This is a genomic window from Mesorhizobium sp. C089B, from assembly GCF_030323125.1.
Lineage (GTDB): Bacteria > Pseudomonadota > Alphaproteobacteria > Rhizobiales > Rhizobiaceae > Mesorhizobium.
This window is the reverse complement of the sequence record NZ_CP100469.1, coordinates 3,964,345-3,983,196: the sequence shown is the minus strand read 5'-3', so window position 1 is coordinate 3,983,196 and position 18,852 is coordinate 3,964,345. Positions and strand designations below refer to the sequence as shown.

27 protein-coding genes and 1 pseudogene are annotated in these 18,852 nt (G+C 63.1%); 15 read left to right on the top strand and 13 right to left on the bottom strand.

All coding sequences use genetic code 11. The annotated features are described in order from the left end of the window. Nucleotides 1-42 precede the first annotated feature (42 nt). A complete protein-coding gene (locus tag NLY44_RS19725; protein ID WP_023690068.1) occupies nt 43-627 on the bottom strand; it encodes a TetR/AcrR family transcriptional regulator in 585 nt (194 codons plus the stop codon). Between the two features lie 102 nt (nt 628-729). On the opposite strand from NLY44_RS19725, the gene NLY44_RS19720 reads away from it, so the two are divergent. Further along, nucleotides 730-1,545 (top strand): oxidoreductase, encoded by an 816-nt coding sequence (locus NLY44_RS19720; protein WP_023806520.1) that lies wholly within the window; start codon nt 730-732, stop codon nt 1,543-1,545. A 68-nt stretch (nt 1,546-1,613) separates the two neighbouring features. Further along, nucleotides 1,614-2,615, top strand: coding sequence for an NADP-dependent oxidoreductase (locus tag NLY44_RS19715; RefSeq protein WP_023745772.1), 1,002 nt, complete (start codon nt 1,614-1,616; stop codon nt 2,613-2,615). A 97-nt stretch (nt 2,616-2,712) separates the two neighbouring features. Here the strand turns inward: NLY44_RS19715 and NLY44_RS19710 are convergent, their stop codons facing one another. Then, nucleotides 2,713-3,630: a polyprenyl synthetase family protein gene (locus tag NLY44_RS19710; protein ID WP_023736994.1), complete on the bottom strand. Its 918-nt coding sequence runs from the start codon at nt 3,628-3,630 to the stop codon at nt 2,713-2,715. 132 nt (nt 3,631-3,762) lie between these two features. On the opposite strand from NLY44_RS19710, the gene NLY44_RS19705 reads away from it, so the two are divergent. The 4 genes from NLY44_RS19705 (at nt 3,763) to NLY44_RS19690 (ending at nt 6,546) form a co-directional block, all read left to right on the top strand. Continuing rightward, nucleotides 3,763-4,470: a biosynthetic peptidoglycan transglycosylase gene (locus NLY44_RS19705; protein WP_050587122.1), complete on the top strand. Its 708-nt coding sequence runs from the start codon at nt 3,763-3,765 to the stop codon at nt 4,468-4,470. A 153-nt stretch (nt 4,471-4,623) separates the two neighbouring features. Further along, nucleotides 4,624-4,806: a 50S ribosomal protein L32 gene (gene rpmF, locus NLY44_RS19700; RefSeq protein ID WP_008834724.1), complete on the top strand. Its 183-nt coding sequence runs from the start codon at nt 4,624-4,626 to the stop codon at nt 4,804-4,806. Between the two features lie 197 nt (nt 4,807-5,003). After that, nucleotides 5,004-5,951 carry an agmatinase gene (locus NLY44_RS19695; RefSeq protein ID WP_023690073.1) on the top strand — a complete coding sequence of 316 codons (948 nt, stop codon included), beginning with the start codon at nt 5,004-5,006 and terminating at the stop codon, nt 5,949-5,951. A gap of 193 nt (nt 5,952-6,144) precedes the next feature. After that, nucleotides 6,145-6,546, top strand: a complete 402-nt coding sequence (locus tag NLY44_RS19690) for a hypothetical protein (RefSeq protein ID WP_023670154.1) — start codon at nt 6,145-6,147, stop codon at nt 6,544-6,546. 247 nt (nt 6,547-6,793) lie between these two features. Here NLY44_RS19690 and NLY44_RS19685 read toward each other — a convergent pair whose 3' ends face one another. The 3 genes and pseudogenes from NLY44_RS19685 to NLY44_RS19675 all read right to left on the bottom strand — a co-directional run bounded on the left by NLY44_RS19685 (nt 6,794) and on the right by NLY44_RS19675 (nt 8,240). After that, nucleotides 6,794-7,225 (bottom strand): GlcG/HbpS family heme-binding protein, encoded by a 432-nt coding sequence (locus NLY44_RS19685; RefSeq protein ID WP_023701310.1) that lies wholly within the window; start codon nt 7,223-7,225, stop codon nt 6,794-6,796. Nucleotides 7,226-7,400: 175 nt separating this feature from the next. Continuing rightward, nucleotides 7,401-7,634, bottom strand: a complete 234-nt coding sequence (locus tag NLY44_RS19680; protein ID WP_023670152.1) for a hypothetical protein — start codon at nt 7,632-7,634, stop codon at nt 7,401-7,403. 79 nt (nt 7,635-7,713) lie between these two features. Next, nucleotides 7,714-8,240: pseudogene (locus NLY44_RS19675) on the bottom strand (winged helix-turn-helix transcriptional regulator). A 115-nt stretch (nt 8,241-8,355) separates the two neighbouring features. On the opposite strand from NLY44_RS19675, the gene NLY44_RS19670 reads away from it, so the two are divergent. The 5 genes from NLY44_RS19670 to NLY44_RS19650 all read left to right on the top strand — a co-directional run bounded on the left by NLY44_RS19670 (nt 8,356) and on the right by NLY44_RS19650 (nt 11,173). Then, nucleotides 8,356-9,189 (top strand): alpha/beta fold hydrolase, encoded by an 834-nt coding sequence (locus tag NLY44_RS19670; protein WP_023727309.1) that lies wholly within the window; start codon nt 8,356-8,358, stop codon nt 9,187-9,189. Between the two features lie 116 nt (nt 9,190-9,305). Beyond that, nucleotides 9,306-9,962: a glutathione S-transferase family protein gene (locus NLY44_RS19665; protein ID WP_023683999.1), complete on the top strand. Its 657-nt coding sequence runs from the start codon at nt 9,306-9,308 to the stop codon at nt 9,960-9,962. 5 nt (nt 9,963-9,967) lie between these two features. Next, nucleotides 9,968-10,294, top strand: coding sequence for an ArsR/SmtB family transcription factor (locus tag NLY44_RS19660; protein WP_023699361.1), 327 nt, complete (start codon nt 9,968-9,970; stop codon nt 10,292-10,294). Nucleotides 10,295-10,317: 23 nt separating this feature from the next. After that, on the top strand, nt 10,318-10,692 hold the full coding sequence (locus NLY44_RS19655) for a nuclear transport factor 2 family protein (RefSeq protein WP_032893136.1): 375 nt from the start codon (nt 10,318-10,320) through the stop codon (nt 10,690-10,692). Between the two features lie 16 nt (nt 10,693-10,708). Continuing rightward, complete coding sequence (locus NLY44_RS19650) at nt 10,709-11,173, top strand: SRPBCC family protein (RefSeq protein WP_023670148.1); 465 nt, start codon at nt 10,709-10,711, stop codon at nt 11,171-11,173. Between the two features lie 29 nt (nt 11,174-11,202). Here NLY44_RS19650 and NLY44_RS19645 read toward each other — a convergent pair whose 3' ends face one another. From NLY44_RS19645 to NLY44_RS19635, 3 genes are all read right to left on the bottom strand, one after another. Then, on the bottom strand, nt 11,203-11,466 hold the full coding sequence (locus NLY44_RS19645; RefSeq protein ID WP_023670147.1) for an ArsR/SmtB family transcription factor: 264 nt from the start codon (nt 11,464-11,466) through the stop codon (nt 11,203-11,205). Nucleotides 11,467-11,491: 25 nt separating this feature from the next. Beyond that, nucleotides 11,492-12,736 (bottom strand): MFS transporter, encoded by a 1,245-nt coding sequence (locus NLY44_RS19640; protein ID WP_286454885.1) that lies wholly within the window; start codon nt 12,734-12,736, stop codon nt 11,492-11,494. Nucleotides 12,737-12,832: 96 nt separating this feature from the next. Next, nucleotides 12,833-13,027 (bottom strand): DUF1192 domain-containing protein, encoded by a 195-nt coding sequence (locus tag NLY44_RS19635; protein ID WP_023806521.1) that lies wholly within the window; start codon nt 13,025-13,027, stop codon nt 12,833-12,835. A gap of 146 nt (nt 13,028-13,173) precedes the next feature. On the opposite strand from NLY44_RS19635, the gene NLY44_RS19630 reads away from it, so the two are divergent. The 3 genes from NLY44_RS19630 to NLY44_RS19620 all read left to right on the top strand — a co-directional run bounded on the left by NLY44_RS19630 (nt 13,174) and on the right by NLY44_RS19620 (nt 15,698). After that, a complete protein-coding gene (locus NLY44_RS19630; RefSeq protein WP_032905218.1) occupies nt 13,174-14,181 on the top strand; it encodes an NAD(P)H-quinone oxidoreductase in 1,008 nt (335 codons plus the stop codon). Nucleotides 14,182-14,538: 357 nt separating this feature from the next. Beyond that, complete coding sequence (locus NLY44_RS19625) at nt 14,539-14,679, top strand: DUF1127 domain-containing protein (protein WP_023670143.1); 141 nt, start codon at nt 14,539-14,541, stop codon at nt 14,677-14,679. Between the two features lie 326 nt (nt 14,680-15,005). Further along, the gene (locus NLY44_RS19620) at nt 15,006-15,698 is read left to right on the top strand and encodes a DUF1013 domain-containing protein (RefSeq protein WP_023670142.1); all 693 of its coding nucleotides are present in this window, start codon (nt 15,006-15,008) and stop codon (nt 15,696-15,698) included. A 63-nt stretch (nt 15,699-15,761) separates the two neighbouring features. Here NLY44_RS19620 and NLY44_RS19615 read toward each other — a convergent pair whose 3' ends face one another. The 3 genes from NLY44_RS19615 to NLY44_RS19605 all read right to left on the bottom strand — a co-directional run bounded on the left by NLY44_RS19615 (nt 15,762) and on the right by NLY44_RS19605 (nt 17,370). Beyond that, nucleotides 15,762-16,481 carry a helix-turn-helix transcriptional regulator gene (locus tag NLY44_RS19615; RefSeq protein ID WP_023683994.1) on the bottom strand — a complete coding sequence of 240 codons (720 nt, stop codon included), beginning with the start codon at nt 16,479-16,481 and terminating at the stop codon, nt 15,762-15,764. A 126-nt stretch (nt 16,482-16,607) separates the two neighbouring features. Further along, nucleotides 16,608-17,018 carry a hypothetical protein gene (locus NLY44_RS19610; RefSeq protein WP_031205930.1) on the bottom strand — a complete coding sequence of 137 codons (411 nt, stop codon included), beginning with the start codon at nt 17,016-17,018 and terminating at the stop codon, nt 16,608-16,610. Between the two features lie 181 nt (nt 17,019-17,199). Further along, nucleotides 17,200-17,370 (bottom strand): hypothetical protein, encoded by a 171-nt coding sequence (locus NLY44_RS19605; protein WP_023670139.1) that lies wholly within the window; start codon nt 17,368-17,370, stop codon nt 17,200-17,202. A gap of 204 nt (nt 17,371-17,574) precedes the next feature. On the opposite strand from NLY44_RS19605, the gene NLY44_RS19600 reads away from it, so the two are divergent. Continuing rightward, complete coding sequence (locus NLY44_RS19600) at nt 17,575-17,736, top strand: hypothetical protein (RefSeq protein ID WP_023670137.1); 162 nt, start codon at nt 17,575-17,577, stop codon at nt 17,734-17,736. 9 nt (nt 17,737-17,745) lie between these two features. Here NLY44_RS19600 and NLY44_RS19595 read toward each other — a convergent pair whose 3' ends face one another. Both NLY44_RS19595 and NLY44_RS19590 read right to left on the bottom strand, forming a co-directional pair. Next, the gene (locus NLY44_RS19595) at nt 17,746-18,066 is read right to left on the bottom strand and encodes a hypothetical protein (RefSeq protein WP_156941061.1); all 321 of its coding nucleotides are present in this window, start codon (nt 18,064-18,066) and stop codon (nt 17,746-17,748) included. A gap of 25 nt (nt 18,067-18,091) precedes the next feature. After that, entirely contained in the window at nt 18,092-18,805 is a 714-nt protein-coding gene (locus NLY44_RS19590) for an SGNH/GDSL hydrolase family protein (RefSeq protein ID WP_023706280.1), read from the bottom strand. Nucleotides 18,806-18,852: the final 47 nt, after the last annotated feature.

The window sequence follows — 18,852 nt, the reverse complement described above, 5'->3', positions numbered from 1 at the left end:
GACGATGTCAGGGCTGCCCTTTGCCGCTGCCGCCACCGACCTCTAGGATGCCTTCTCCCCGTCACGTGGCTGGATCAGCCTGCGCGCGGCATCTGCTCCTGCCGCAAGGAAGCGATCCGACAATTCGGTCCCTGCCACCGCGCGGGCCAGTTGAAGCGCGCCGATGAGGGTCGCAAAGACGCCCGTGGCAACGCCTTCCGGATCCCTGGCCTGCGGAAGCGCTGCAGACAACTGGCGCACCAAAACCAGCAAGCGTTCGGTGTAGACTTGGCGCGTTTCGGGCGGCTGACGCGCGAGTTCCGGCAACAGGGCGGCCGACGCGCAGCCGGCTCCCGGATTGTCCCGGTGCTCAGCTGACAGATACGCCGCTATGCCCATCTCCGGACCACCGGCTGCCAATACCTCCTGCAGTTGCTGCGACTGGGCCTCCAGTGCCGCTACAAGGCTTTCACGCACAAGCTCCGCCTTGGACTGGAAATGCGGATAGAAGGCTCCGTTCGTCAGTCCGGCGTCGCCCATGATGGCTGCCAGTCCGGACGCGGCGATGCCGTCACCGCGAAAACGCTGGGCTGCGACCTCGACGATGCGATCGCGAGAGGCGTCCTTTCGGCCCTTTTCGTAGCGCATGGCGCTCTTCCTTTCTGCTATTGCATTATAGGTGTAATGTGATATTACGATCATAATTCAATCAACGGCAAAAAGCTAGCCCTCATGTCTGTGGAGTATCAAATGAGTACCCTTTCGGGAAGAACCGCAGTCGTGACCGGAGCCTCTTCGGGCATCGGCCGCGCCAGTGCCGAGGCCTTGGCGCGGGCGGGGTATACCGTCTTCGGGACAAGCCGCAGCAAGGCCGGCAACGGCCCGGCGCAGGTGTCCATGCTGACCTGCGACGTGACCGACGGGGAGTCCGTCAGCGCCCTCGTTGCAACCGTGCTGGCCCAGACCGGTCGTATCGATCTGCTGGTGAACAATGCCGGTGTCGGCCTGCTTGGCGGTGCCGAGGAATCTTCGGTCGCACAGGTGCAGGCTCTGTTCGACGTCAATCTGTTCGGCGTCATGCGCATGACCAATGCGGTGTTGCCGTCGATGCGGCGCCGCGGCCAAGGGCGCATCGTCAACATCGGCTCGATTCTGGGATTGGTGCCCGCGCCATACTCAGCGCACTACTCGGCGGTCAAGCACGCGCTGGAGGGCTATTCGGAATCGCTCGATCATGAGGTTCGCGCCTTCAACATTCGCGTCTCGGTCATCGAGCCGGCATTCGTGCGCACCGTCTTCGACCAGAACGGCATGGAGCCGGATTCCCTGTTGAAGGACTACGATCAGGCGCGCGCCGGTCTCAAGGCGCTGCTTGCCGATGTGATGCCCAAAGCCGACCGGCCGGAAGTGGTGGCGGATGTGGTCGTCAAGGCAGCGACCGACGCCCGTCCGCGACGGCGCTATACCGCAGGGAAGGCAGCGCGCCAGGTCAGCCTGCTGCGCCGCTTCGCCCCCGCGGAGATGTTCGACAAGACCTTGCGCAAGCAGTTCCGCCTGCCGGTCTGAACAACGGTGGGACGGAGAATTTCACACACAAACGGCACACCAACGGACACTCTCAGAAAGTCACTGCCATGAAGGCATTCGTTGTCGATAAATATAGCAAGAAAGGCATTTTGCGGCTGGCCGAGATGCCGGAGCCGGAGCTGCTGGACAATGACGTCCTGGTCGAGGTCCATGCCGCCGGGGTGAACCTGCTGGATTCCAAAATCAGAACCGGCGAATTCAAACTCGTCCTTCCCTATCGCCGGCCCTTCATCCTCGGTCACGACGTTGCCGGGAGGGTTGTCAGGGTGGGCTCGAAAGTCCGCAAATTCAAACCCGGCGACGCCGTCTATGCGCGGCCGCGCGACGGCCGGATCGGGACATTCGCCGAATTCATCGCAATCGATGAAGCCGACGTGGCGCTGAAGCCGGCGAACCTCAGCATGGAAGAGGCGGCCTCGATCCCGCTGGTCGGTCTGACCGCCTGGCAGGCTCTCATCGAGAGGGCGGGTCTGAAGACAGGCCAGAAGATCTTCATCCAGGCTGGCTCCGGCGGCGTGGGGACATTCGCCATCCAGTTGGCAAAGCACCTCGGCGCGATCGTTGCGACAACAGCGGGCGCGGCAAGCAACGATCTGGTCAGGGATCTCGGTGCCGATGTCGTCGTCGACTACAGGAAGGACGACTTCGAGAAAATCCTGTCGGGCTACGACGTCGTCCTGAACAGCCAGGACGCCAAGACGCTTGAGAAATCCCTGACTGTGCTGAAACCGGGTGGGAAGCTCATCTCGATTTCCGGTCCTCCGGATCCCGAATTTGCCAGGAAACAGGGACTGAACGTGGTGCTAAGGCTGCTGCTGCGGCTGCTGAGCCGTGGTATCAGGACCAAAGCCAAGCGCCGGGGCGTGGGATTTTCGTTCCTGTTCATGTCGGCGCAAGGTGAGCAACTGAGCAAAATCACGTCCCTCATCGAAGATGGGGCGATTCGCCCGGTCGTCGACAGGGTCTTTCCTTTTGAAGCGACCAATGAGGCGCTGGCTTACGTCGAAACAGGACGCGCCAAGGGCAAGGTCGTCGTCAAGGTCAGATAGCGCGCCCAGTTGCTTTGGGGCATTTGAGAGACACCAAAGCAAGGCAGCGCAAGGCCGACAAATTCCGAAAACGGTTCGGCATCCGATCGCCCAAACCTCAGTTGTTGCGGATTGCCACGAAGCTTGCCGCTGCCTTCAGCAAGGCTGCCTGTTCACCGTAAGGCTCAAGCAATTCATGGGCCTGCTTGACCAGCCCATGGAGCTGGCTGCGCGCCCAGTTCGCGCCATGCAGCGCCACCAGCGTCGCCTTGCCGGCGGCTGCGTCCTTGCCGGTCGCCTTGCCCATCTGGCTGGCATCGGCGGTCAGGTCGAGCAGGTCGTCGGCAAGCTGGAAGGCAAGCCCGACCGCCGAGCCGAATTCGGCCAGCCGGTCGCGGTCCTGCGGTGCGGCGCCGGCAATGATCGCGCCGGCTTCGCAGGCGAAGCGGATCAGCGCGCCGGTTTTCATCGCCTGCAGCCGGATAATGCCGGCTTCGTCCGGCCTGCTGCGCTCGGCTTCGAGATCGAGCGTCTGCCCGCCGACCATGCCCCCAGTGCCGGCCGCGCGCGCCAGCGCCAGCACCAGTGCCGCCCTGCGCTCCGCCGGCAGCGCCGTCGCCTCATCGGCGAGGACATCGAAGGCAAGCGTCAGAAGCGCATCGCCGGCAAGTATGGCGGTGGCTTCATCGAAGGCCTTGTGCACGGTCGGCTGGCCGCGGCGCAGATCGTCGTCGTCCATGGCAGGCAGATCGTCATGGATCAGCGAATAGCAATGCACGCATTCGAGCGCCGCCGCCACGCGCATCGCCGCCTCGCCATCGGCGCCAAAAAGGGCGGCACTTTCCATGACCAGGAAGGGGCGCAGCCGCTTGCCGCCGTTCAGCACGCCATGGCGCATGGCCGCCATCAGACGCTCCGGCCGGGCGATCTCGCCGGCAAGCGTGCGGCCGTCGAGCAGCAGCCTGAGCCCGGCCTCGATCGCCGCCGCCCGCCCCAGAAGTGCGGCCTCAAAGGCCAATTGCTCGTCTTTCGTCATGGCCGGGAGCGGTAGCCGACACTCAGACGTTGCGCAAGAAGCCTCGCGCCATTATGCCGGAGGCGGGAGAGTGGCGCGGGTGGGGGCGGCTTGACGGAACCGATCGTCGATCATGAAACCGAAGGGTTTGAGATGGCGCGACCAAGGCGCGTGAACCGCGCCGGTCTGAAGCGCCTGGCACGGCGCGGCCTGGTCGTCGCCGTCGTGCTGGCGGCGATACCCATTGTGCTGACCTTCCTCTATCTGCCGTCCTTCGTGCATCCGATATCGACCTTGATGGTCAAAGACCTCGCGACCTTCTCCGGTTACGACCGGCGCTGGGTGTCGATCGACGATGTGTCCCCGGTGCTGGCCAATTCGGTGATCATGTCGGAGGACGGGCAATTCTGCTTCCATCGCGGCATCGATCTCGGCGAATTGCGCGGCGTCGTCGACGATGCGCTGGCCGGCGAGGCGACGCGCGGCGCCTCGACCATCACCATGCAGACGGTGAAGAACCTTTTCCTGTGGTCGCGGCCGCTGGGCTCGGTGCGCAAGGTGGTCGAACTGCCGCTGGCCGTCTATTTCGACGCGGTGATGTCGAAACGGCGGATCATGGAAATCTATCTCAACATCGCCGAATGGGGGCCGGGCATTTACGGCATCGAGGCGGCGGCGCAGCATCATTTCGGCGTTTCGGCCAAACAGCTGTCGCGGCGGCAGGCGGCATTGCTCGCCGTCTCGTTGCCCAATCCGATCGCCCGCAATCCGGCCAAGCCCGGTCCGGGTCTGCGGCGCCTGGCGTCGCTGATCGAACGCCGCGCCGGCCGTTCGGGCGCGTATGTCGGTTGTCTTGATTAGGTCGAACCGCTGCCGGCTCAAAAAAAATCGCCACGGTGCTGGCCAAAACGGCGCAGGGCGTGTATAGGCACCCGACTTTCTCAGATTATGGCCCTGACGCGGCCCTTTCACGAGGGCTATCGGGGCATTTTGACCATGTAGTGGAGCATATCCATGGCCGTTCCGAAACGAAAAACCTCTCCGTCCAAGCGCGGCATGCGCCGCTCGGCCGACGCTCTCAAGGCCCCGACCTATGTCGAGGACAAGAATTCCGGCGAAATGCGCCGCCCGCACCATATCGACCTGAAGACCGGCATGTATCGCGGTCGCCAGGTGCTGACGCCCAAGGAAAGCTGAGACCAGCTTTCGAAGGGTTTGAATGCCAAAAGAACCGGCCATTGGCCGGTTTTTTTGCGTTTGGTGCGCCGCGCCGCCAACTATGCCAAAGACCGGGCGTCCGTGGCGATACAAGCTGCGGCGGCGGTGCTGTATTGAGTCCGCATGCCTTGTCGCGGCGCTTCCGCGCGATGATCGACCGGCTTCAGAGGGACCGCATGACCAAGCTCACCACAGCACCCCGCGATATCTTCCAGACCTTCATGAACTTCCCGCTGGTCGAGGACCTCGATGCGCTGAAGGCGGATGTCGCCATCATCGGCATGCCTTACGGCAGTCCCTACACGATCGACGAGCTGGTCAACGACCAGACCAACGCGCCGACCGCGGTGCGGCGCGCCTCGCAGCGCATCAGCCTCGGGCTCGACCGCTATGATTTCGACATTGGCGGAACCCTGTTCGACGGGCAGGACGTCAAGGTGGTCGATGTCGGCGATGTCCCCGGCGATGCCGCCGGCAGCCACTACAGGTTGGCCGAAACGGCGATCCGCAAGATCCGCGTCGCCGGCGCCTTGCCGATCACCATTGGCGGCGATCACGGCATTCCAATCCCGATCCTGCGGGCGCTTGACGGCGAAGGGCCGATCACCCTGGTTCAGATCGATGCCCATCTCGACTGGCGCGACAATGTCAACGGGGTCAGGGAAGGCTATTCCAGCCCCATCCGCCGCGCTTCGGAGATGGCGCATATAGCCGGGATTTTCCAGCTCGGCATCCGCGGCCAGGGCAGCGCCCGGCTCGAGGAGGTCGAGGCGGCCCGCGCCTACGGCTCCAACATCGTCACCGCCAATGAATGGCAGGATATCGGTACGGCGGCGCTGCTCAAGCGCATCCCGGACCGTGGCCGCTATTACCTGACCATCGATGCCGACGGTCTCGATCCCGCTGTCATGCCGGCGGTCGAAGGCCCGGCGCCTGGCGGCATCAGCTACCGGCAGACGATCGAACTGATCAAGGGGCTGTTCGCCAAGGGACGTGTCGTCGGCATCGACATCGTCGAGATCGCGCCGGCGCGCGACGTCAACGAGATCACCTCGATGACCGCCGGCCTTTTCATCCTCAACGCTATCGGCGCCGCCGTGCGGACAGGCCAGTTCAAGCGCTGAATCCCGGCGTGTCGGTGGTCAGCCGGGGCAACTGTGGCTGACAGGGTTGTTTCGCGCGGTCTTTTTCCGTGTTTGCGGGCGCTAGCGAAAAATCTTGACGGCGTGCCTGCGGGGCATTCTACAGAAGGTGCCCCCATTGTTTAGGCAATTCCTTGGGAAACCGCTTTCCTGGAATTGCTAGAGGAGACGCCTGATGTTCGGTGCCATCCCGCTGCTGATCGTGCCCTTCGTGGCCTACAATCTCGGACTCCTCGGAATATTCGGCAGCGGCGACGATCCGTGGGCGACCGAGATCTTCTCGTTCAGCATGATGTCGGGCGGGGTGTTCTCGATGACGCTCGGCGACCTGATGGTGGTGATCGGGCTGATCTTCCTGTTCCTGGAAATGGTGAAGTCGGTGCGCACCACGAACGCCTCGATCATGGACCATCTGTTGTCGACGCTGGTCTTCGTGGCGTTCCTGGTCGAGTTCCTGCTGGTGAAGGGCGCGGCGCATTCCGTCTTCTTCACGCTGATGGTGATCGCGCTGTTCGACGTGCTGGCCGGGTTTTCGGTGTCGATGCGGTCGGCGAGTAGAGACATAAATTTGAACTAGCCGCCTTCGTTGGATGATCGCATCCGTTCGCGATTGGCGTGGCTGCTCTTTCTGGTCGTCATCCTGGGGCGAAGCAGGAGCGAAGCGACGCGGCGCAGACCCTGGGATCCATTCCGTGAAGCTAAGGCGTTGCAACGGTTCAGAGTTCTGCTCCGCTTACACTTGCGGCAAAGGTCGCGGCCTGGATCCCAGGGTCTTCGCGACGGAGTTTCGCTCCTGCTTCGCCCTGGGATGACGAAGCTCCCCCTCAGCCCGGATCGGCGATGAAGCCCGCCGCTTCGATGCCGGCGATGGCGGCGGCCTCGTCATTGTCAGACGTATCGCCCGAAATTCCGACGGCGCCGATGACGGCGCCTGCCTTGTCGCGGATCAACACGCCGCCGACGACAGGCAATACGCGTCCACCCGAAACGTCCGAAATGCCGGCGACGAGATGCGGCCGCTCCTTGGCGAAAGCCTCGACACGGCGCGAGCCCATGCCGATGGCGAGCGCGCCATAGGCCTTGCCGGCCGACATTTGCGGGCGCAGGAACGAGGCGCCGTCCTGACGCTGGAAGGCGACGAGATGCGCGCCGGCATCCAGCACGGAAACGCCGAGCGGTTTGAGCTTCATCTCGGCGCCCTTGGCGAAGGCGGCGTCGATGATGTGCTTGGCTTTTTCGAGGGTCAGTGCGGTCATGGCTGTCTCCTGATCAAAACGCGTCAATCATCGACCTGACATGCGGGATGCGAAATCCCGGTTGCGGTTGAAATTGCTTCGCGCGGGAAAGCGGAAATGGCGGGCATTGCTGATCGTGGCACATGGCGGATACGATCCGCCGGCATCCAGATGGCGCGTCGATGAAGAGACCGAGTTATTTTTTCTTGGCTCGGGCCGCTTTCTTGACCGGAGCGGCGGGTGCGTTGGCGAGGTCTTCCGCTTCCTTGGCAAGGCGCAATGCCCGGAGCTTGTTGGTCTTGGCCTGGCGGGCGTCGGCCTCGGCGACATACTCCGCCATCGCCTTTTGCCGCACCGTGGCGGCCTCTTCCTGCTTCTTGAAACGCATATCTGCCCGGGCGCGGGCAGTATCCTTAGAGTTCTCGACCAAGAGCGTTATCCAATCCCGTAAATTATGTTTTTCAGCCCCTTGATAGCAGAGCCGGCCTGATAATGGGGAAATAAGTTGGTCAAGCGGCCGGGGCCTCGATGCCGCTCGACGCCTTGCGGGCTACCACCGCCTCATATCCGGCCTGCAATGTAGCGCGGACGGAAGGCTGCGCGGGTGTGGCGACAGGCGTGCCCAGATGGTCGTGGCGCAACTCGTCCATGAACTGCTCCCACATTGGCGGCCCGCCTTTCTCCAGCAGCTCGGCGCGGATCGAAAGCTCCTCGCTCACCGGCAGCCAGACGCGGCCCCAAGCGCCGAGATGCGCCATGATCGGCACCAGCGTGATGGCCATCTCGGTCAGGCTGTAGATCGCCTTCTGCTTGTGCGAGGGGTCGTCGGCCTTGGTCAGCATGCCGAGTTCCATCAGCCGCTTCATCCGGTCGGCCAGGATATTGGAAGCGATGCCCTCGATCGAGCCGTTGAGCAGTTCGCGAAAGTGGCGTTTGCCGCCAAAATCATGTCGCGCAGGATGATCAGGCTCCAGCGATCGCCAAACACTTCCAGCGACAGATTGATAGGGCATCCCGAGCGGTGTTCGGTTTTCATCCGACTCTCCTCAAAAAACCGGTTGCATTATCGTATCAGTTTTATTATCGTGCAACCGATTGCAAAATGCAACCAGTTTGATTGGCCTTTGATTGGCCGATAGGAGGAGAGTCCCATGACAAGGGCCGCAGCACCCGAAATCGTCTCCCAGACGTTTGGCGATCCCGGAGATCCAGCCATTCTGCTGATCATGGGCGCCATGGCCTCGATGCTCTGGTGGCCGGAGGCGCTCTGCAAAAAGCTCGCCGGCGAAGGCCACTTCGTGATCCGCTACGACAATCGTGACACCGGCCTGTCGACCAAATATACGCCGGGCGAGCCGCCGTATACGTTCGACGACATGGCGGACGATGCGGTGCGCGTCCTCGACAGTTGCGGCATCGGCAAGGCGCATGTGATCGGGATGTCGATGGGCGGCATGATCGCGCAACGACTGGTGTTGAAACATCCCTTGCGTGTCATCTCGCTGACCGTAATCAGCAGTTCGCCGGTGGGGATCGACACATCGCAGCTGCCGGGAACGACCGAAGCCTATATGGAGCACTCGGCCGATGGCGCCAGAGTCGACTGGTCGAACCGCGACCAGGTGGTCGGCTTCGTCGTCAAGGATGCGCGTGCGATCGCCAGCACCGCGCATCCCTTCGACGAGAAGGCGATGCGGGCGTTCGTCGAACGGGACTACGACCGATCCGGCGGCTTCCTGAGCGCGACTAACCATTTCATGCTGAAGAGCTGCGAGGATCTGAAAGGACGCCTGCGCGAGATCAAGGTTCCGCTGCTCGTCATTCACGGGACATCGGATCCGATCTTTCCGGTCGAGCATGGCGCAGCCCTTGCCGACGCTGTTGCCGGCGGGCGGCTTGTCCGCGTCGAAGGCGGTGGCCACGAACTGCATCCCGACGACTGGGGCACGATCGTTGCCGCCATCGTCACGCATACCAAACCCTGAAGGCAGTCTGGAACCTTGACACATTCGCCTCACGGAAATAGTTAAGTAATTGCTTCAGTGTCGGCGCAGGCTGGCACCGCTCCAGCATCGGCGAACCACAAACAGACGAGCAAAAAATGTCCCTGACCTTCCATTTCCATCCGCTGGCATCGTTCTGCTGGAAACCGCTGATTGCGTTCTACGAGAACGACACGCCCTTCACGCCGGTTATCGTCGACCTCGGCGACGAGCAGTCGCGGGCAGCATTCCTGAAGGTGTCGCCGACCGGCAAGATGCCGGCGCTGCGTGACGATGCACGCAATCGCACGGTGCTGGAATCGACCATCGTCATCGAATATCTGGCCGCGCATTATCCCGGGCCGGTCGAGCTCATCCCGGCCGAGGCCGACCTTGCTCTCCAGGTCCGCCAGGCCGACCGTTTCTACGATTTCTACGTGCAGGCTCCGATGCAGAAGATCGTCGGCGACAGGTTGCGCCCGCAGGACAAGACCGATCCGTTCGGGGTCGAGGAAGCGCGCGCGCAACTGCGCAACGCCTATGCGATCATCGAGGAGGAGATGCGTTCGAAAATCTGGGCGGCCGGCCCCACCTTCACCATGGCCGACTGCGCGGCCTCGCCGGCGCTGTTCTACGCCAACAAGGTCGAGCCGTTCGGCGACAGCTATCCGGCCGTGAAACACTACCACGACCGCCTGCTCAAGCGGCCGTCCTTCGCCCGGGTGGTCGAGGAGGCGCAGCCCTACTTCAAGTTCTTTCCCTACAATAACGGCTGATCGCGATGCTGCACGATCCCGCCCAGCTCGACCTGATGTTCCAGGCGCTCGCAGACCCGGCCAGGCGCAGCATGGTCGAACGGCTGTCGCGTGGGCCGGCCTCGGTCAGCCAGTTGGCCGAACCGCTGGCGATGTCGCTGTCGGCCGTCGTCCAGCATCTCAACGTGCTCGAAGCAAGCGGGCTGGTGCGCTCGGAAAAGCTCGGCCGCGTGCGCACCTGCCAGATCGCGCCGCAGGCGCTGCGCAGCGCAGAACACTGGATCAACGAACGGCGGCTGACATGGGAGCGTCGGCTCGACCGGCTCGGCGATTTTCTCGCCGGGACCGAATGACCTGAAGCAGAGGAGAAATGACCATGCCCGGCAAAAGCAGAGCGGAGTTGATCCGCGGCTATTTTTCCGCCTACCAGGCGAATAACAAGGCTGCCGTCGCGGCGGTGCTCGCCGACGATTTCACCTTCACCAGCCCCTATGACGACGCCATCGACCGTGCGACCTATTTCGAGCGCTGCTGGCCGGACAGCCCGGCCTTCAGCTCGATCGTCATCGAGCGGATATGCGAGGACGAGGACGCCGCCTTTGTCCTCTATCGCTGCGAGACGGCGGACGGAAAGACCTTCCGCAACACCGAACTGCATCTGTTCCATGGCGACAGGTTGCGCGCCGTCGAAGTCTATTTCGGCGCGTCCTATCGCGACGGCGTCTTCGTCGCGCAGAAACCATCAAGCTGACCAAGAGGACCCGACCATGGCCGAACGATCCGTCGTCCACTCCACCTTCGTCCTCGAGCGCCTCTATCCAGTTGCGCCGGCGAAAGTCTATTTCGCGCTCAGCGATCCGGCCGCCAAGCGGCGCTGGTTCGCCGACCCCGACAACCCGATGACCCACAGGCACGAAATGGATTTTTGCGTCGGCGGCCAGGAGGTCAATGCCGGCGGGCCGAAGGACGGGCCGATCCACACCTATACCGCCACCTATCAGGACATCGTGCCCAACCAGCGCATCGTCTACAGCTACGACATGCTGTTCGGTGATGTCAGAATCTCGGTTTCGCTGGCGACAATTGAGCTTCGCCCGGAAGGCACGGGCACGCGTCTGGTGCTCACCGAGCAGGGCGCGTTTCTCGATGGGCACGACACACCGTCATCGCGCGAGCATGGTACCGGATTCCTGCTCGATGCGCTGGGCAAGGCGCTGGCAACGGACACTTGAAAGCCAGGGAGGCGAGCTGGAATCGCGGCCTATGCTTCCCAGAACTGATCAAGCCAAATATTGAGCTTGAGGAAGCCGCCACTGCTGACTGTATAGACCCGCCTCGTGCCCTCGGCCTTGGCCTGAACCAGACCGGCGTCCAGCAACACTTTCAAATGCTGGGACACGGCCGGGCGGGAGACTGGCAGGCCCGAAGCCAGTTCGTTGACGGTTTTCGGGCCACGCCGGAGCTCTTCCAGAAGATAGCGCCGGTTGGGGTCCGCAATCGCCATGAAGGCGTCAGAAAAGATCATGCCTATACTTGTGGGGCAAAGCTTTTCAAATCTCAACCGTCGGCTTCCGCTTTCTGAGCCGCAGTGCTTCAGGGGTGACCGAGCGATCGGCCGGCTGGGTCTTGAAGGCGTCGCGGTCTTCGATCGGCACCGGCGCGCGGCGGCTGATGCGCAGCAACGTGTAGGCGGCGAGGCTGAGATGCGCCAGCGCGGTGGCCAGGAACAGGCCTTCGGGGCGGAGCCAACCCATCAGGGCGGCAGCCAGCAGGGGCCCGATCATGGTTCCGAAGCCATACAGAAGCAGCAGGCCGCCCGAGACCTTGACGAAATCCTCCGATCGGGCGTGGTCGTTGGCATGCGCCACGGCGATCGAATAGAGCGTGTAGGCAAAGGCGCCGTAGGCGGCGGCGAAGACAATGACGAGGACGGCGGAACGCGGTTCGAACAGGAAGATCAGGATGGCGAACAGTGCGGCGCCGAAAGCCGCGCCCGCCAGCACGAAACGGCGGTCGGTCTTGTCGGAGAGGCGTCCGGCCGGAAGCTGCATGGCCGCGCCGGCAATAACGACAAGGCTCATCATCAGTGCGATCTGGGCGGTGGAGATGCCGATACGGGCGCCGTAGACGGCGCCAAGCGTGCCCCAGGCGCCATTGGCGATGCCGACCAACAGGCAGGCGATCGCCGACACCGGCGAGTTGGCGTAGAGACCTTTGACGTCGAGCTTGACGTCCTGCAAAGGCTTGGGAGACGAAGCCGACGACACCGCGGTCGGGATCAGCGACAAGCAGAACAATATGCCGGTGATCATGAACAGCGACGCCGATCTGACGTCGCCGCCCGCAACGATCATCTGGCCGCCCATGATCGAGGCATAGGTGACCATCATGTAGAGGCCGAAGACGGTGCCGCGGTTCTCGTTGGTGGCCTTCTCGTTCAGCCAGCTTTCGATGACCATGAAGGCTCCGGCCATGGTGAAGCCGGTGAAGGCGCGCAGCAGGATCCAGACATATTCGTCGATGATCAGGCCGGTAAGCAGCGCCACGATGGCGCCCGAAGCGGCAAAGGCGCCGAACGCCCGGACGTGGCCGGCGCGGCGCACCAGGCGCGGTGCGAAGAAGCAGCCGGTGACGAAGCCACCGGCCCAGGCCGTGCCCATCAGACCGAGCGATGCGGTCGAAAACCCTTCGATCTGGCCGCGCAACGGCAACAACAGGCCGTGCAATCCCGAAGCTGCAAGCAGGAAAGCGGTGCCGCGAAGCAGCGAGAGGATCGGCCTGTAGCTTGCAAACATTGTTTGATCCGTCTGGAGATTCGGTGGCGGGGTCTGAAGACAGGCGCATTCGGGCTTTTCGGCGGCGGATGCTCAACGCCGAAACTAACGCGAAAACTAGCCGCGGCGAAACAGGGCTTCGGCCGCCGATTTGGTGCTGCCCTTGGTCTGGAGCTCGGCTTCGAGCCGGGCAATCTGCTCGCGCAGGATGCTGATCCGTTCGGTAAGGTCACCGACCGAAAGCAGCGACAGATCCTGTCCGATCTCATGCGGGCGGGCTTTCTTTTTGGGTTCGTCGTCGAAGATCGCCATCGTCGCTCCTCCCTATTCAGTATTGGGCTGATTTGGCCATTTGCCTGATCCGGCAATCAGCATACATAGGGCAGGGGCGCAGATGCAAACAGCCGGCAAGAAGCTGGCAGCCGGCGACAGACCGGCGGACCGAGACGGGAAATTTCATGGCGAGCGGACATAAAATTCCAGCCACGATGACGGCCATCGCAATCTCGCAACCGGGCGGGCCGCGGGTGCTGAAACCGGAAACGCGCGACGTGCCGGTGCCTGGTCCCGGCGAAATCCTGATCCGGGTGCGTGCGGCCGGCGTCAACCGCCCCGACGTGCAGCAGCGCAAGGGCGCCTATCCGGCGCCGCCCGGCGCCTCCGACCTGCCCGGTCTCGAGGCATCGGGCGAAGTGGCCGCCCTTGGCGACGAGATATCGCGCTGGCGCATCGGCGACCGGGTCTGCGCGCTGACGCCGGGGGGCGGTTATGCCGAATATGTCAAGGTTCATGCCGGCAGCGTGCTGCCGCTGCCCGCCGGCTTCACCCACACGGAGGCGGCCGCGGTTCCGGAAAACTATTTCACCGTCTGGCACAATGTGTTCGAGCGCGGCGGCTTGAAAAAGGGTGAGACGCTGCTGGTCCATGGCGGCTCATCGGGCATCGGCACCACGGCGATCCAGCTGGCGTCGGCCTTCGGCGCGTATGTCGTCACCACCGCCGGCAGCAAGGAAAAATGCGACGCCTGCCTGAAGCTCGGCGCCGACCGGGCGATCAACTACCGCGAGGAGGATTTCGTCGCGGCGGTCAAGGATGCGACTGGCGGCAAGGGGGCCGACGTCATTCTCGACATGGTCGGCGGCGACTATATCGCGCGCAACTACGAGGCCGCCGCGGTCGAGGGCAGGATCGTCCAGATCGCCGTCCAGGCCGGCGCGGTGGCGAGCGCCGATTTCTCGAAAATCATGGTCAAGCGGCTGACCCACACCGGCTCGACGCTGCGGCCTCGCACGGTCGAGTTCAAGGCGGCGCTCGCCGCCGCACTGGAAGCACAGGTGTGGCCGCTGCTCGGCACCCGGGTAGCGCCGGTGATGGACATGATCTTCCCGCTGACCGACGCCTGGCGGGCGCATGAGCGCATGGAAGAGGGCGAGCATATAGGCAAGATCGTTCTCGACGTCGGCTAGATGGGGCGAGATTCAGGTGAGGCCGGCCTGCGAATGGCGGCTCCCTGCGCTTCCGGCCTTCCGCCGGCCGAAGCCCTCATGAGGGGTTGCGGCAGTTAAGGCTACGGCCGGCGTAGGCCGGTGCTTCGTACTGAAGTACGCTCCGCTCCGGTTCTCGGGAGCCGCCATTCTCTGCTCGGCCTGACCTGAACCTCGCGCCATGCTCCGCGCTCAGCCTGTCGGCAAGATGAACAGAAGCTTAATGCTGCAATGCAGCATTTGCATTGCGGCTATGCAAAGACGTCCGTTCAATTCGTGGGCAGCACTGCCTATCTAAGCGTCATCGAAACGATTTGATCCAACAACTGGAGGACAACCATGAACCCGATCCGCGCTTTCCGTAACTGGCGTATGTACAACGAAACCGTGCGCGAGCTGAACAAGCTCAACGCCCGTCAGCTCAGCGACCTCGGCATCAGCCGCGGCGACATCGAGAGGATTGCCCGCAAGGCCATCTAATTCGAAGCCTGGTCGGCCGATGAGGCCTGACCACGCGGCAGAAGCAAGAGCCGCCGCAGACGGTATCCCGTCGCCGGTTCCGAGCCCGCTGGACCCTGTCCGGCGGGTTTTGTCGTTTTGGACCCCCTGTACAACTCGGCATCAATGATCGCCGGAGCCGAGGTCCTCCTGGCCTCCCCCGCTGTCCGGTGTCCGACGGCTGCGCCCTGCGCCAAAAACATTGCGAAACGGCAGCGGAGCGGTTATACAGGCCGCGAATTTCCCATTTTGGTGGCTCTAAACCACCGCCCGCGCGGGAACGCGGGCGAACGAGAAGGATTTTTGAAATGGCCAATACGCTGCTGATGCCCAAGGCGACCGCCGTCTGGCTGGTCGACAACACCGCGCTTTCCTTCGAGCAGATCGCGCAGTTCTGCGGGTTGCATCCGCTCGAGGTCAAGGCGATCGCCGACGGCGAATCGGCGCAGGGCATCAAGGGCATGGATCCGATCATGACCGGACAGCTGACCCGCGACGAGATCGCGCGCGCCGAGAAGGATCCGAACCAGCGCCTGAAACTGTCCGACCCCAAGGTGCGGGTGCCGGAATCCAAGCGCAAGGGTCCCCGCTACACGCCGTTGTCGAAGCGCCAGGACCGGCCCAACGCCATCCTGTGGCTGGTCCGCAACCATCCGGAATTGAAGGACGCGCAGATTTCGCGCCTGGTCGGCACGACCAAGTCGACGATCGAACAGATCCGCGAGCGCAAGCACTGGAATTCGGCCAATCTGCAGCCGATGGACCCGGTGACGCTGGGTCTCGCTTCGCAGATCGACCTCGACATGGAAGTCAACCGCGCCTCGCGCGGCCGCGAGCAGGCGCAGCCTGTCGGCGACACGCTGCTGCCGGCTGCCGTGACCGAGCGCCTGGTGCCGGCGCCGGAGAAGCCGAAGGACGAGGATGCCGAACTCGACGCCAACGCCGTGTTCGCCAAGCTCTCGGCGCTCAAGTCCAAGAAGGAAGATGCGGACGACGAGTAAGGTTTGCGACAGTTCATCAAAAAAGCCCGCTTCGAGCGGGCTTTTTCATTGATTATCGAAGTCTCAGCTGCGCGCCGCCCGGTCCGGCGTCATGCCATAGTCCTCCGAGCGTTCGACGGCGCGGTAGAAGTCGGCAAGCTGCTTGCCGCGCTCAGGCTTGAAGATGCGGCCGGCGATGACCACCGAGGCGATGCGGTCGATGCGGAAGGCGCGGAAATCGTCGCGCATCTCGCACCAGGCAACCAGCGTCCATACCTTGCCCCAGAACCACAGACCGAGCGGACGGATGTCACGCCCGGTGCCGCGGCCGGCCTCGTCGCGGTAGTCGATGGTCAGCACCTGTCGCTTCTCGACAGCGCGCTCGATCACGTCGATCGCCTCACGCGCGGCGTCGCTCACCACCCACATCGGCGTGTGGATCTCGGTGCGGGCGATGCGGTCCTTCTCGGCGTCGGGCAGGACGGCGCCGATCTTGACCAGCGCCTCGTCGGCCGCACGCGCCATGGCCGCGCCGCCAAAGGCCCGCACCATGCGGGCGCCGGCGACCAGCGCGACGATTTCGTCACGCGTGAACATCAGCGGCGGAAGGTCGAAACCCTCCCTCATCATGTAGCCGACGCCGGCCTCGCCGTCGATCGGCACTCCGGTCGACTGCAAATCGGCGATATCGCGGTAGATGGTCCGCTCGGAAACCTCGAGCCATGTGCCGAGCTTCTGGGCGGTGACCAGCCGGCCGCCACGCAGGTGCTGCACGATCTGAAAGAGCCTGTCGGCACGTCGCATCGTATGGTCCCTCGACTGCTTGTCTATGAATGTCATGGTCCCAAAACCGGTTCCGGGTGACATCCATGTCCTGTTTTATGCTTGTCGTTCTCCCAAAAACCGCTGCGCACTTTTGGGCGACACGCATTATGGTTTAAGTCCTTCGCGCCTGCGCTGCACGGCGACGAATTCCGCGCCGAAGGACAACTTCTTCGTTGTCGGCGTGTTCACGTCGAGCACACGCCAGTACGGCGTGATATCGTTCAGCGTCATGCCGCGTTCGAGATCCTCATTGGCGGCTTCGGCGACGGTTCGCAGATGATAACCGATGGTGACCGGACATGTCACTTGCGCCCCATGCTCGATGGCGAGCGCGGTGCGCAAGGCGCGTACATCCATCTCGAGGCCGTTGGGGATCGTGCGGATGAAATCATCGACCTGACGGGGCGTCGGCACCAGCATCGGCTGGCCCTCGACGACGTCGCCCATTGTGCGTGGCGTCGGCTTCACGCCGTTGACGCCCGGCGTGTTCAGCCTGTCGTTCCAGCTTTTCACCATTCATGTCTCCTGACACGTTTATGGCATGGTGCTCCTGACAGCATTCTGTCAGGAGCCTTCAGCATTGTCCGTAGCAGGCGCCAAAGTTTTTGCGCCAGCCCGAGGGGTCGCCGCCCGGGGGGGCATGTCAATGATCCGGGCGTTGCTGGGTTCGCATCCAAGCATTGTCATGTAAAACGCCTCAGATCTCGCGAATGCGGCTGTGACCCTCATACATATCCGGCCAGCCAATGTCCTTGCGGATGTCCGCGGGCAAGGAGTTCAGGAAGCGCTGGGTACGAACTTCATTGCGCATCGTGCGGATCTTGCCGACATAGTGCTGTACGCTGTTCAAAATACCAAAGCTGTTCATGACCATCTCCTCTTCTCTGATGGAGACACTATTGCATACCCCTCCTGACAGCAGTCTGTCAGGAGCATGTCAGGTCGTTGAAGAAAGCTGCGAGGTGCTTGGCGGTCGGTTCGGAAACGAGCCTTTTGTCAGGAATGGCCAAGTCGACCGAGACCATGCAAGAACCGCTTTGACAGCCTGTCGCGATGCTGCTCAAAGGCGGGCATGTCGAAACTCCTCGCGCTCGTCATCATCGGCATGATGGCCATTCAGCTGATCAAGCCGCTCGGCTGGCCGGGCCTGAAGCGGCGCGGCGATTTCTGGAAGCTGGCCCTGATCGCCATGGCGGCCATCGCGCTGGCGGGTGCGCTGGGGCACTGGACATAGCCTTGAGGGTCAGGTCGGGTCCATCGTTCCCATGGCAATCATCCGGATGGCGTTGAGGCTGGGCACGAAGAAGTAATCGCCACCGCGCGTCGTCATGAATTCCGGCAGGTTCGCCGCAATAAAAGGCGTGGCGTTGGCGGGGCCGGCCGGAATGACATGCTTGCTCGATTCGGCGCGGTTGCCGGTCAGCGTGCAGGTGTCGTTGCCGGTTTCGGAATCCAGGCCGTAGCTCATCCATTGCTGCTGGATGATATTCTGGCTCAGATCCATTGGAAGCAGGCTGCAATCAACAGTATTTGGAAATACTCGCGTCAGTTCTCTGAAGCCCACCAGTCCGAGCTTGTGCCCCCTCAGGTCAATCGGCGAGCACCCATCCGACCAGATGTTCGGCCCAGGCGCGGTAACCGGCTTCCGAGGCATGAAAGCCATCGGAGGCAAAGCCGGCCTCAGGGTTGGTGATCGGCAGCCGTGGCGCCGGCACGGCGCCGCGCTCGAAACAGAGGCGCTCGCCCATGCGGTTCATTGCGGTAGCGCGGATTTCTAGTATCTTGCCGAGCAGCGGCGGCATGGCCGGCGCACGGGTGAATTCCAGCACCGGCGACCAGACGACGCGGGCCTCCGGCCATTTGGCGCGCAGCGCGTAAAGCAGGCCGCCGAACTCTTTCTTGAAGCGCGGCACCGAGTGGAAATTCTTGGTGTCGTTGGTGCCGATGGCCAGCACTATATGCGTCCACCGATCGGCCGACAAATTGGGCAGCACATGGTCGCGGATCTGGCCCGACGTTGCCGAGTTGAATCCGGCGGCGCGCCAGCGCACGGCAAGGCCGGTTCGTTTTGCGACCAGCATTGCAAGCTGCGCGGCAAGCCCGTTCTCGGAATTGCCGATGCCGACGGAAGCGGCCGAGGAATCGCCCAGCACCAGCAGCGAGATGGCCGGCGCCTTGCCCGATATTTCGTGCATGACCGGCCCTTGTGCCGGCAGCATGCGGGTGGTGCGGCGGCGCACGCCGAGGCCCTGCCAGACATAAACGGGGTAGGCGAGCCAGGTAAGAAGGGCCGGGAAGCGCATGGCGATACCGTTTAGAGATCAGCGGCAGCCTTAGCGCAAGTTTTGCC